Below are 11,543 nucleotides of genomic sequence, written 5' to 3' on the forward strand. Positions count from 1 at the left end.
GTTTCTTAGTTCGCTTATTCTGTTTTCTTGAGGTATACATTTCCGTTGATGCTGCGGAAGGATAGTTCCGGCCCTCCTGAGCCAATTTCTACGCCGGTTTTTGTTCCTATTTTGAAGGTGCCGTTCTTTTCGCTTTTCTCCACTTTGGGGTTCAATTTTCGGTAATCAAAAGAGGTGTACAGGTCTCCGTTCATGCTATCGAAAAAAACCTGGGCATTGAAATCATCCGGTAGTTCAAAGTTGAAATCTCCGTTTACCGTGTTGAAATCAATCGATGATTTTGGGCTTTCCAAAAAGTTGATGGTCACATCTCCATTGACAGTTGAAGCTTGCAAAACCTGGCGTGCATTCTTAATATCTACTTTGCCATTCACATTGCAAGCTTTCACCGGGCCATCGATATTGCTTACACTCACATCTCCATTGTTAATGGTCTTTGCTTCCAACTTCACATCCTTAGGCACTTTCAGCTTATACTGGTATTTGAAAGCATATTTCGGTTGATCCTTCATATCAAAACCCCAGCCGTATTTCCAATCACATCTTTTCACAAAGGGGGCTTTGGTATAAAACATCATGGAGTCGCTGGAAAGGAGTTCGCCCAGCTGGAGTTCTCTTTTGGCCTTCTCCACCAATTCATCACTATTAGCAGAAATCTGAATTTCCAGTGTCAGGTAAAGCTTATTATCCGAAGAAGCTTCTACCTCCACATCCCCGTTGATATTGTCAATAATGACCATCATTTTCTCCGGTTCGTCTATGGTGTATGTCTTGTTGATCACTACCTTGTCCTCCTTGAGGTCCGGGTTGATCAGTATCATTAGTAAGAATAAAATTTTCATTAGTCCTTTGTTTTGAGTTTAAGTATTTTTTAGCGTTTGTATACTTTCATGAAGTTTTTCCTTCACTATTTCATCTTCTGTTGATTGCTCCAGTTGTTCCATTGCCTCCACCGAGGATTTTTCCTGAATGGCCACTAAAACATCCGCAATAGCCACCAACACCAATGGTGACTCTTGCATCTTCAGTGCATCCACCAACGCATGTCTTACCTCGGGCTTGTCTGCATATCGCAGCAATGATTCAAGTGAAGCAAGCCTCACATTCAGGTTTTCATCGTGGTTAAGTGTGGAGATCAAAGCATTGATCACTTTTTCATCTGCCTTTGGTAGTTCAGCAGCCATGTTTACAGCCCTGATTCGTTCCTGGGCTTTGGGCCGTTCGATCAGTGTGAGCATCATCATCTCCTTCATGCTTTGGATTTCGCTACTCAGCTGAGCAATATCTTCCTTTTGATTTTGTGATGGCAGCATCCACCAGCCAATGAACAATCCCATCACAAGGGAAGCCAATCCCACCTGCCAGCTTTTGGTCATCTGCGTCACAATCCAGTCCAGCACATTCGGACGAACCTCCTTTTGCTTCTCAGCATATGCCGCAATCATTCCTTCAAATCGGGCATCCATGGCCTCCGAAGGTTCCGGGCGTTTGATCTCCTCAAAAAGATCCCAGGTTTGTTCCAACTCTTTCAGCTCAGCAGCAATCTCTGGATTGGCTTCCAGAAACTGATTCAAGGCTTCAGCTTCATTGTCGCTGATGTTCCCGGCCACCTTGTCTTGCCACATTTCCTGTGCTCTCTTCTTTGTTATTTTCATAGTTAGACGTCCAGTTTTATGTAGGACTCCCGTAATTCTTTCAATATTCTATGCACACGCACCTTGATGGCACTCTCGGTTACCCCAAGCATATCCGCCACCTTTGCATATTTTACCTTCTGGAATCTCACCAACTCTATCAATTCACGCTTTTCGGCAGAAAGATTGGCCAGTGCTTTCTTCAGGTAGTTTAGTTCATCCGATCGTTCCATATCTGCCTCCTTGTTATGAGTTTCGCTCAACCGCTCCTCATATGGATTCATGTCTTCCTGAAAAGCGTATCGCTTGTTTTTTCGGTAATGATCGTGATGCACATTGCGCGCCATCTGGAAAGCCCACACTTCAAAATCCCCGTTTTCCTTATACGTGTGTTTGTACTTTAAAATCCGCATAAACACGTTTTGTACAAGATCCTCGCTGGTCGCTCCATCGTTGGTCATTCCATAAAAGAATCCAAAGAATCGGCGACTGTATCGCTTATACAGAAGGTTGAGCTTATCAACCTCTCCGTCTTTCACTTGCAGCATCAGGCTGTGGTCTTCCAGTAGGTTCATTTGGTGCATTGCTGACGGGGAAACTGGAGTAATTTCGGAAGGTTACATGGGGATTGAAAATTTCTTTCCCAACATGGATCAATGTATATTCGTATTACATTGTATTACAATTATGAAAACGATATCAATACGAGTCAATGACGATCTTGAAAAAGATCTTGATGAGTGGACCAAAGAATCTGGTAGAAGTCAGAGTGACCTCATTAGAGAAGCGCTTGAACGACACCTGAGAATTAAGAAGTTTAGGGAACTACGAGAAATGCTGGTCCCTTATGCCCAAAAAGCAGGCTACTATACAGATGATGACATCTACAACGACCCTGATCTTGCATGAGGGTATTCACAGATACTAATTTTTTGTTAAGTGCTCTCATTACGGACGGATTCAGCCAAAGGGTATTTGAAGAGATTTTAGAACAGCATGAGCCGGTATATTCCATGCGTGTTAGAGATGAATTAATTAGAAAGTTAAAGACTAAGTTTCAGGTTCCTAACGACCGAATCCACATATTGCTATACAGAATCAAAACATATGGGTTAGTTGCGGATGCAGAAAAAGTGAAGTATAAACTGAGGGATGCAAATGATGAAATCATCCTTGCAACAGCGATTTCTGAAAAAGCTGAGGTCATTGTAACTGGTGATAAAGATTTGCTTTCTATGAATGATAGTATATCAGAGATTGAAATTTTGACTCCAAGACAATTTTGGGAAAAATATCATGAGCCTTAAAGCGCTCTCACTTAAACCTTAGAGATAAACACTTTAACATGTGCTTATCTCCATGGTGTCGGGAAACTGAAGTAATTTCAGAAGGCTACTCGGGGATTGAAAAATTCTTTCGATTACTCACAAAAGATCCTTCACTGCGTTCAGAATAACACTTCGATCTTAAAAGCCGACTTTGCTGTATGCTGTCATGCTGACGAAGGAAGCATCTGATAGGATAATTAGTCAATTGCCATTTTTCTAAGATTTTGACTTAATAATTCTCAACTAAAATAGGTTGAAAATATTGTAAGCAATACCAAGGTTTAAACTAAGTCTATCAAAGTCAACCCCCGAGTTGTATGAATATTGGTTTCCCAAAAGAGAACCTGTTAAAACTTTAGGTTCCTCTGGTGATTGTTCTTTTACAAAGCCTAGACTAGCAGTAAATGCAAAATCCGAAAAGCAATAGTTATAGTTAATTGAAAACTTTGGAACCCAATCATCAGAACGAATTTCTGATTTCGTGCCCCTTATTTGAGCATTATTAGTAATAATAGATTTGCCATAAGTAATAGTAAAAACCAAATGATGCTCCCGATTAATCTTTACTCTTGTTGCAATAAGTGGTCCATAGAAATGGAGATTATAGTTTTCATCAATTGACTCTCCAAATAACATTCTGTTATGCGCAGAAAAATTTGAAAAGTCATAATTAAATCCAAAACCAATATTGTTAAAGAATAGAATCAATTGACCCCCTCCTCCATATCCAAATCTCAATTCATCAAAATATTTAGACTCAATATAAGTCGGTTTCTTAGGTAAGAAAGTTGCTCCTCCATATACTCCTATGCTTACTTCTGAATCAGTTTGAGCATTGGCTTGTATGGAAACTGTTGACATGAAAAGAAAACTATTAATGCTCTAATGGCTCTCATAAGTATGGGTAGCTAAGGTTAAATTGCATGAGGAGTAAAGTTATCCGTTTTGAACAAATGAAGAAGGTGATTTTAGAAGGTGATTTTTATACCGGTGAAGCCATCCGTCGCATCTACGCTACAGATGCCTCGGCATATCGTGAGGTCCCGCAAGCCGTGGCTATTCCTAAAGATGACGCTGACCTGAAGAAACTCATCCATTTTGCCAGGGAAAATCAAACTTCACTTATCCCCAGAACGGCAGGGACCTCACTCGCAGGCCAAGTTGTGGGTGAGGGAATCGTGGTGGATGTTTCCAAGCACTTTACCCAAATTCTGGAAATCAACACGGAGGAAGAATATGTATGGATCCAGCCGGGAATCGTGAGAGATGAGCTGAACAGAGCGCTGGCTGAGCATGGCTACTTTTTCGCCCCCGAAACCTCCACTGCCAACCGTGCCATGATTGGAGGTATGATCGGAAATAACAGCTGCGGATCCAACTCGGTTGTGTATGGCAGTACTCGCGAGCATTTGCTGGAAGTAAAGGCCCTGCTTTCCGATGGATCAGAAGTGCACTTCAAAGAATCCGATGATCTGAGAGGGTCTACGGAATTTGAAAAACAGCTTTACCAAAACATCTCGGATATCCTGCTAGACGAAACAAATGTTGAGCGAATCAAAAAGGAATTCCCAAAACCCAACATCCCACGAAGAAATACGGGCTATGCTCTTGACCTGCTAGCCAATATGCAGCCGTTCAATCCGGATGGACAGCCTTTCAACTTCTGCTCACTAATCGCTGGTTCGGAAGGAACGCTTGCGTTCGTCACGGCTGCCAAACTGAAGATCACCAGAATTCCGCAAGGACATAAACGGCTGGTTTGCATTCATACGAAAACAATTGATGATGCTTTGAAAGCGAATCTAATTGCTCTCAATTTTCAACCGTACGCATGCGAGCTGATGGATCACTACATCCTTGAGGCAACCGCACGAAACAAAGAACAGGCCGCCAACCGATTCTTTGTGGAAGGTGAGCCGAAAGCGATCCTGGTTGTAGAGTTGATCGGCGAGACCGAGAAAGAAGTGGATATCCGCATCCTCAACTTCCTGACAGAGCTTGGCAAGCAGAGACTTGGATATGCCTTCCCAATTATCCGAGGAGGTGACATTACGAAAGTATGGAACCTGAGAAAAGCCGGGCTGGGTCTACTTTCCAATATTCCGGGAGACACCAAGCCCGTTCCGGTAATAGAGGACACTGCGGTAGATGTGCAAGAGCTCCCCAACTACATCGGTGACTTCAACAAAATCCTACACAAGCATGGATTGTATAGCGTGCATTATGCGCATGCCGGATCGGGTGAATTGCACTTGCGTCCGTATCTGAATCTCAAGACTGAAGAAGGCGTGAAGCTTTTCCGAACCATCGCAGAGGAGATTGCCGATCTGGTGAAAAAATATAATGGCTCGCTTTCCGGTGAGCACGGAGATGGACGTTTGCGTGGTGAATTCATTCCAAAAATGATCGGGGAAGAAAACTACCAGCTTCTCAAAAAGGTGAAGCAGGCCTGGGACCCACAAAACATCTTCAATCCGGGTAAAATTGTGGATACGGCTCCCATGGATACCTCTCTTCGGTTTGACAAAAACCATATCACACCGGAGTATGAAACCATGCTGGATTTTTCCAAAGATCAGGGGATTGTCCGATCCACAGAGCTGTGCAATGGTTCCGGTGACTGTCGTAAGTCGGAGCTGACCGGAGGCACGATGTGTCCAAGCTATCAGGCCACAAGAGATGAAAAAGACACCACCCGAGCACGGGCAAATATCCTACGTGAGATGCTGACCCGATCAAAAGAAGCCAATCCATTTGCTCAACCGGAAATCAAGGAGGTCATGGACCTGTGCCTATCCTGCAAAGGCTGCAAGAGCGAGTGCCCGTCCAATGTCGATATGGGCAAGCTTAAGGCCGAATGGCAATACCAGTCGATGAAGGAAACTGGCGCTTCGTTTCGCACGAAGATGACCGCCAACTATGCCAAAAGCATGGAGCGGTTTGAGAAAGCTCCATGGGCTTTCAACCTAACACGAAATCTGTCCAAGCCACTGATGGGATTCGCCGGTAAGCGATCGATCCCGAAGATGGCCAACCAAACCTTGCGCTCATGGTTTGACAAGAAATTTCATTCATTGCAGCGAAAGCCAAAGAAGGCAGTCTATTTCTTCTTCGATGAGTTTACCAACTACCTGGATGTGGAGATTGGCAAAAAGGCCATCATGCTGCTGGACCGGATGGGCTATGAAGTGAGAGCTGCCAATCACGCCATTAGTGGGCGGGCATTTCTCTCGAAAGGACTGCTGGATGAAGCCCAGAAACTGGCTCGGCAAAACGTGTCACTCTTTCATTCCTTATTAAAAAAAGACATTTGCCTGGTAGGCATTGAGCCTTCGGCTATTCTTACGTTTCGAGACGAATACCCGGATTTGCTCAGGGATAAGGAGAAAGAAATGGCAGAGAAGGTGGCAGAGAAGACCTTCACCATTGAGGAGTTTCTGGCTAAAGAGTTGGAAGAAGGAAGATTGAAGTCAGAGGACTTTCAAAGGGACAAAAAGAAAATTCTTGTGCATGGGCATTGCCACCAGAAGGCTCTTTCATCCATGACACCAACGATGAAGATATTAAAAGCGGCTGAGGGCTTTGACGTGCAAATGATCCCCAGTGGTTGCTGTGGTATGGCCGGTTCATTTGGCTATGAAAAGGAGCACTTTGAAGTATCCATGAAAATTGGTGAATTGGTGCTTTTCCCAAAAGTTCGGGAAGCGGAAAAGGATACCATTATCCTTGCTTCAGGCACTTCCTGTCGTCATCAGATTTTGGATGGAACAGGGAGAGTAGCGAGGCATATTGTGGAGATTTTATAAATTTTAAACAAGTTGAATTTAGTAGTCATGCTGAATTTATTTCAGCATCTACTCCCATTAAAGAAAGATCCTGAAACGAGTTCAGGATGACTTTCTGGCAAGAGGCAACTTAATTTTACACCTCAATTTCACCTGTCATATACGTCACCGCATTGCCGGCAATAAGCACACGATCGCCCAGGTCCGTGCAGTTGAGGTAGCCTTTGCGCTCGGACAGTTGGTAGGCGATCATTTCTTTCTTGCCCAGCTTTTCCGACCAGTAGGGAATCAGTGAACAATGTGAAGAGCCCGTAACCGGGTCCTCAAAAACGGATCCTCCGGGAAAGAAGAAACGTGATACAAAATCCACCCCATCGCCTGGTGCCGTACAGATGATACCGCCTTTGTTGAATAGTTTCGGGTTGAGCAGGCTGGGGTCTACCTTCAGAGCTCTCACCTCTGCTTCTGTGTCGTATACCAGCACATAATCCCTTGACTTCAAGACTTCCTTTGGCGCATTGGTAAACGCCTTATACAGAGCCTCATTCATCTCAGCCGGTTCCGGTTTACGGGAGGGGAAGTCCAACTGTAGCAAGTGATCCTTCCGCTTCACGGTGAGTGGGCCGCTCATGGTCTCGAAGTTGATCTGATCCTTGTCATAGCCCAGGTGATTGAAAATGACGTGCGCAGATGCCAGGGTCGCATGGCCACACAGGTCAATTTCAAACTCAGGTGTAAACCAGCGCAGCTCAAACTCATCTCCCTGATCCTGAAAGAAGGCTGTCTCAGAAAGGTTATTTTCTATCGCAATCTTTTGCAGCACATCATCGATGGGCCACTCATGCCCGATGGGAACTACTGCTGCAGGATTGCCCGCAAACAAATGATCGGTAAACGCATCAACTTGATAGATAGGTAACTTCATACCTAAAGATACAAACCATATCAGGCCATTTTGAAAAATAACTGCAAAATTCTCAGTGCGTTATCGTCAAAATCCAGTTCACCTTTAATAATGCCATTAAAGGTTTTTTGGTCGGCAACAGAGGCGTCTGTGTTGAACTGAACCATGTCTAAATCTTTGTACCCCATCTCCCAGCTGGGAAAGATGCGATCGTCTATGGCTTCAAAGTTTCGTTGGTTCACACTGGTATGTCGGCTGTCTTTTTTTATTAATTCATAAAGCTCCACCACTTCATCTTTATTTCCTTCGATGTACTGGATGAATCGCTTGTCTGAATGCAGAAGGATACCTGTGATATCTCGCTTGGGATTGTTCTTCTTGCACGATGCAAGAATGTTTTGAATCTCATGCTCATTACATTCAGGTTTTCGAAAGCTGGTATAGATCAGCCTGTAAAGTGAACTCATATTTTTGGTTGGTTATTGGTTAAACTCCACCTCTTAACTTATCAAATGATAAAGTGTTCAGTTTATTTGAAAATATCCGAATTCGAACATCAATTGTACGCATACGGGCAGATAACCAGGCGATTTATCGCACCGTTTATACTTGAATGAAAATACTTCTCTGGTTTATCCTCCTGGTGATCTGCTGGCCGCTGGCACTGGCTATCCTGTTTATTTACCCCCTCATTTGGCTGGTGTTGCTTCCGTTCAGAATTCTTGGGTTTGCAGTAGAGGGCGTATTCCAATTTATCCGAGCACTGTTTATGCTGCCAGCGAGGATTTTGGCGAGGTGAAATTTTTTAATTATACAAAAACTGAAATTAAAACAGAAGCAACCGAAACAACCAAGGATATAATTGCAATTACAGTAGCCATTTGATACTTTCTGTGTTCATATTGCATCCCTGCTAATATTGAAGTCATGTATGGAAAGTTTATTTCATGTCCCTTTTCGTCTTTCCCATAATCACTTCTTTTTATAAGTAATTTGACATGAGACTTATCTGCGTTTTGATAATTGAATTTATGATTTAAGTGGTAGTAAAGTCTTCCAAATACTATGTCTTTATCCACTTTTAATTCCTTAGCAACTTTTTGAAGATCAATACTTACGTAAATTTTATTATTACGAATAGTGTTATCAGCTTCATATCCTTCAAAGTCCTTCTTATAGTTTTTGTAAATTCTTTCAAGAATTTTTATGTCTGTTGGAAGTTTCATTTCTAAATATACCCAACCTGTCACGTTTTTCGGAATAGATTCTTCGTTGCACTCAGAATGACACTTCGATTTAAAATCGGAAGCATTGATCAGTCTGCACTGCACATTCAATTCCGTGCTGTCATGCTGACGAAGGAAGCATCTCTTCAAAAAGATTCTTCGGGCGTAGCTGGATGACACTTCGATCCGCATTCAGTGGGATTCAATCATTCAACGCCTCACAACTCTTTCCGTGCTGTCATGCTGACGAAAGGAAGCATCTCTCCAGAAAGATCCTTCGGCGTAGCTGGATGACACTTCGATCCGCATTCAGTGGGATCCGATCATTCAGCGCCTCGCAGCTCTTTCCGTGCTGTCATGCTGAGGTACGAAGCATCTCTAAAAGGAGACTCCACTGCAACCCAGGATGACACCTCTAGATGATGACACCCAGCCGACAAACCCTCATCATCACCTCACCCTTCATCCCCGCCTTTCCGTATGTTGAAAGCATGAAAACATTCGCTTCTTTATTTCTATTGGTTTTTTGCTTCATTGCCAGTGCGCAGGATAAGTCGGTCTTCACAGATAAAGACGGGGCAATCCGTGGGTATGATCCCGTGGCGTACTTTGAGCAAGGCGAACCGGTAAAAGGTCAGGAATCAGTGACGTATAAATGGAATGGTGCCAACTGGTATTTCAGCTCACAGGAAAACCTGGAAGCCTTCAAAGCTGACCCAGAAAAATTTGCACCACAGTTTGGCGGATATTGTGCCTACGCAGTTGGCAATGGCTATACCTATGAGTCTGACCCGAATGCGTGGAAGATCGTGGATGGTAAGCTCTACCTCAACTACAGCAAAGGCGTACAGAAAAAATGGGAAGCAAATCAGGCAGAGTTCATCAAGAAGGCGGAGGAAAACTGGCCGAAGGTGATCAAGGAGTAATAAGAGATTCTTCGCTGCGCTCAGCATGACACTTCGATTTAAATTCCGTGTGTCATGCTGAGCCTGCCTGCGGCAAAGGCAGGGTACGAAGCATCTCAAATAGGTCAGAGTTTTAGATCCTTCACTTCGTTCAGGATGACACTTCGATCAGCACTCAGAGGGATTCGGTCATTCAGCGCCTCACAACTCTTTCCGTGCTGTCATGCTGACGAAGGAAGCATCTCAATCAAGCTCATCATTCAAAAACCTCCATTCTGGATTAATTGAATTAATCAAATCTTCCTTTTTATATCTCTTCCAGCCCTTGATTTCTTTCTCTCGCTCTATGGCATGCTCAATAAGCTGATGCCGTTCCCAATAGACCAAGTGGTAACAATTATACTTCCCGGCGAAAGTTTTCTTTTCATTGAGAGCATCCTGCCAATGTTGTTCCATGCGGGTTCTTAGGTCATTGGTTACACCTGTATAAAGAACCTTCCTTGCTTTGTACGTAGCAATGTAAACGAAGTAGTTGTGATTTTTCACTCGCTAAATATAGGGAGATCCTTCGCTGTGCTCAGAATGACACTTCGATTTAAGTTCCGTGTGTCTGCTGAGGTACGAAGCATCTCTTTAAACTTAATAGTGAGGTCATTTACTTCAATGTTTCTACCTCTTCTTCGCGAAAGAGGTCACAATCCCAAACTTGATTCCGGTCACATTGGTATTGTCCACATGGTAAAACGGAACTGATACTGCGGTGAAGATGCGTAGGTTCACCGTTGAATTTCTATTGATCAGATAGCCTCCTCCAAAGTAGGCACCAATCCCCGAGGCGGATGCCCGGTCACCCCACTCGTCCTGCGCTTGTTTGATGGTGGTATACCCATACTCCATTCCACCGTTCAGATAAAAGGTGGAGCGCTTCCTGCTGAGCGGATAGGTGACTCCCAAAGACACACCCCCACTGTTCATTTTCTGACCGGGATTGCTGTGATTGATGGAAATGGTGGATGATGGAAAAAGTTCAAAATCGAAGTTGAACAGAACCGTAGACGCATCATAGGTGTAGGCCAGCCCAAACCCGGAAAGTGTGCTTTCATTCGGAATGGCTTTTCCACCAAGCATAACCCCCACAAAGTGGTTGACTTTGATCTGCGCCAGCTCTATCCCTTTCTGATCATATTCCGTCACCTCATCAATCTCGATATCCGTCTTGGCCGTTTTGCTGCTGAAAAATGCCCTGCCAATTCGCGAAAGCAGTGGATCCAGGTCCTGCTCTGCGGCCCCCTTGGCCATGTCGTGCCACACTTGCTCCATGCTAGCCGTTTCATAGACCCCCACGGAAATGATGAAAACTCCTTGTAGGAAGTGGATTTCTCCCCGCATGAAAAAGCGGGCATTCATTTTCGCTGCTTGTGCCACAGATTCCTGAAGCGATTGTCTCCCCAGGTATCCTTCATTACCGATTCGATCATCCAAAAGGATGGTGTAGCTGTGATTATCTTCAATGTACGACTTCACCAGTTTGGAGGTGGAGTACTGCAGGCCCTGGGTTGGTTCCATATTGATGAGCTCAAAGCCGGGAAAGTAAACGACATTTTGGGCAGTGGTGAGGTGCCCTAAAAGTGAGGCGAGTAGAAATAAATAGGTTTTCATTGGTCACTGATTTGAGCTAAGGAATGACCGAAAATCACCTCCCCTAAGAGCTCAGACTAAAAGTGAAAATAAAGTTGGGACGCTTGGGGGAATAAGGTTTTT

Annotated in this window: 14 protein-coding genes; 5 read left to right on the forward strand and 9 right to left on the reverse strand. The window is 44.0% G+C overall.

The window, feature by feature from the left end:
• Positions 1 to 14 precede the first annotated feature (14 nt).
• Genes RLN88_RS05255 through RLN88_RS05265 form a run of 3 tightly spaced genes read right to left on the reverse strand, consistent with a single transcriptional unit; the run spans position 15 to position 2,209 of the window.
• On the reverse strand, positions 15 to 842 hold the full coding sequence (locus RLN88_RS05255; RefSeq protein ID WP_350220327.1) for a DUF4097 family beta strand repeat-containing protein: 828 nt from the start codon (positions 840 to 842) through the stop codon (positions 15 to 17).
• An 18-nt stretch (positions 843 to 860) separates the two neighbouring features.
• A complete protein-coding gene (locus RLN88_RS05260) occupies positions 861 to 1,655 on the reverse strand; it encodes a HEAT repeat domain-containing protein (protein WP_350220328.1) in 795 nt (264 codons plus the stop codon).
• Between the two features lie 2 nt (positions 1,656 to 1,657).
• Positions 1,658 to 2,209 (reverse strand): RNA polymerase sigma factor, encoded by a 552-nt coding sequence (locus RLN88_RS05265; protein WP_350220329.1) that lies wholly within the window; start codon positions 2,207 to 2,209, stop codon positions 1,658 to 1,660.
• 112 nt (positions 2,210 to 2,321) lie between these two features.
• On the opposite strand from RLN88_RS05265, the gene RLN88_RS05270 reads away from it, so the two are divergent.
• The gene (locus RLN88_RS05270; RefSeq protein ID WP_350220330.1) at positions 2,322 to 2,543 is read left to right on the forward strand and encodes a ribbon-helix-helix protein, CopG family; all 222 of its coding nucleotides are present in this window, start codon (positions 2,322 to 2,324) and stop codon (positions 2,541 to 2,543) included.
• Positions 2,540 to 2,941, forward strand: a complete 402-nt coding sequence (locus RLN88_RS05275) for a putative toxin-antitoxin system toxin component, PIN family (protein ID WP_350220331.1) — start codon at positions 2,540 to 2,542, stop codon at positions 2,939 to 2,941. The genes RLN88_RS05270 and RLN88_RS05275 overlap by 4 nt, the downstream gene beginning before the upstream one ends.
• 264 nt (positions 2,942 to 3,205) lie before the next feature.
• Here RLN88_RS05275 and RLN88_RS05280 read toward each other — a convergent pair whose 3' ends face one another.
• Complete coding sequence (locus tag RLN88_RS05280; RefSeq protein WP_350220332.1) at positions 3,206 to 3,823, reverse strand: hypothetical protein; 618 nt, start codon at positions 3,821 to 3,823, stop codon at positions 3,206 to 3,208.
• A gap of 62 nt (positions 3,824 to 3,885) precedes the next feature.
• Between RLN88_RS05280 and RLN88_RS05285 the strand changes: the two genes are divergently transcribed.
• Entirely contained in the window at positions 3,886 to 6,768 is a 2,883-nt protein-coding gene (locus tag RLN88_RS05285) for an FAD-binding and (Fe-S)-binding domain-containing protein (protein WP_350220333.1), read from the forward strand.
• Positions 6,769 to 6,883: 115 nt separating this feature from the next.
• Here RLN88_RS05285 and RLN88_RS05290 read toward each other — a convergent pair whose 3' ends face one another.
• The gene (locus RLN88_RS05290; protein ID WP_350220334.1) at positions 6,884 to 7,672 is read right to left on the reverse strand and encodes a PhzF family phenazine biosynthesis protein; all 789 of its coding nucleotides are present in this window, start codon (positions 7,670 to 7,672) and stop codon (positions 6,884 to 6,886) included.
• 20 nt (positions 7,673 to 7,692) lie between these two features.
• Entirely contained in the window at positions 7,693 to 8,118 is a 426-nt protein-coding gene (locus RLN88_RS05295) for a BLUF domain-containing protein (protein WP_350220335.1), read from the reverse strand.
• Positions 8,119 to 8,264: 146 nt separating this feature from the next.
• On the opposite strand from RLN88_RS05295, the gene RLN88_RS05300 reads away from it, so the two are divergent.
• Positions 8,265 to 8,450: a hypothetical protein gene (locus tag RLN88_RS05300; protein ID WP_350220336.1), complete on the forward strand. Its 186-nt coding sequence runs from the start codon at positions 8,265 to 8,267 to the stop codon at positions 8,448 to 8,450.
• 10 nt (positions 8,451 to 8,460) lie between these two features.
• On the opposite strand, the gene RLN88_RS05305 is transcribed toward RLN88_RS05300, so the two are convergent.
• A complete protein-coding gene (locus tag RLN88_RS05305) occupies positions 8,461 to 8,901 on the reverse strand; it encodes a hypothetical protein (protein WP_350220337.1) in 441 nt (146 codons plus the stop codon).
• Between the two features lie 395 nt (positions 8,902 to 9,296).
• On the opposite strand from RLN88_RS05305, the gene RLN88_RS05310 reads away from it, so the two are divergent.
• Positions 9,297 to 9,803, forward strand: coding sequence for a YHS domain-containing (seleno)protein (locus tag RLN88_RS05310; protein ID WP_350220338.1), 507 nt, complete (start codon positions 9,297 to 9,299; stop codon positions 9,801 to 9,803).
• A gap of 222 nt (positions 9,804 to 10,025) precedes the next feature.
• Here the strand turns inward: RLN88_RS05310 and RLN88_RS05315 are convergent, their stop codons facing one another.
• Entirely contained in the window at positions 10,026 to 10,328 is a 303-nt protein-coding gene (locus RLN88_RS05315; protein WP_350220339.1) for a GIY-YIG nuclease family protein, read from the reverse strand.
• Between the two features lie 123 nt (positions 10,329 to 10,451).
• Positions 10,452 to 11,441, reverse strand: coding sequence for a hypothetical protein (locus RLN88_RS05320; RefSeq protein ID WP_350220340.1), 990 nt, complete (start codon positions 11,439 to 11,441; stop codon positions 10,452 to 10,454).
• Between the last annotated feature and the right edge of the window lie 102 nt (positions 11,442 to 11,543).

Origin of the sequence: Ekhidna sp. (assembly GCF_040223195.1) — a bacterium.
Taxonomy (GTDB): Bacteria; Bacteroidota; Bacteroidia; order Cytophagales; family Cyclobacteriaceae; genus Ekhidna.

Bases quoted from the DNA above. Each gene is read 5' to 3' on its own strand.
- RLN88_RS05255 (WP_350220327.1), bottom strand. From the start codon at position 842: ATGAAAATTTTATTCTTACTAATGATACTGATCAACCCGGACCTCAAG.
- RLN88_RS05310 (WP_350220338.1), top strand. From the start codon at position 9,297: ATGATGACACCCAGCCGACAAACCCTCATCATCACCTCACCCTTCATC.
- RLN88_RS05285 (WP_350220333.1), top strand. From the start codon at position 3,886: ATGAGGAGTAAAGTTATCCGTTTTGAACAAATGAAGAAGGTGATTTTA.
- RLN88_RS05320 (WP_350220340.1), bottom strand. From the start codon at position 11,441: ATGAAAACCTATTTATTTCTACTCGCCTCACTTTTAGGGCACCTCACC.
- RLN88_RS05295 (WP_350220335.1), bottom strand. From the start codon at position 8,118: ATGAGTTCACTTTACAGGCTGATCTATACCAGCTTTCGAAAACCTGAA.
- RLN88_RS05290 (WP_350220334.1), bottom strand. From the start codon at position 7,672: ATGAAGTTACCTATCTATCAAGTTGATGCGTTTACCGATCATTTGTTT.
- RLN88_RS05300 (WP_350220336.1), top strand. From the start codon at position 8,265: ATGAAAATACTTCTCTGGTTTATCCTCCTGGTGATCTGCTGGCCGCTG.
- RLN88_RS05275 (WP_350220331.1), top strand. From the start codon at position 2,540: ATGAGGGTATTCACAGATACTAATTTTTTGTTAAGTGCTCTCATTACG.
- RLN88_RS05260 (WP_350220328.1), bottom strand. From the start codon at position 1,655: ATGAAAATAACAAAGAAGAGAGCACAGGAAATGTGGCAAGACAAGGTG.
- RLN88_RS05265 (WP_350220329.1), bottom strand. From the start codon at position 2,209: ATGAACCTACTGGAAGACCACAGCCTGATGCTGCAAGTGAAAGACGGA.
- RLN88_RS05280 (WP_350220332.1), bottom strand. From the start codon at position 3,823: ATGTCAACAGTTTCCATACAAGCCAATGCTCAAACTGATTCAGAAGTA.
- RLN88_RS05270 (WP_350220330.1), top strand. From the start codon at position 2,322: ATGAAAACGATATCAATACGAGTCAATGACGATCTTGAAAAAGATCTT.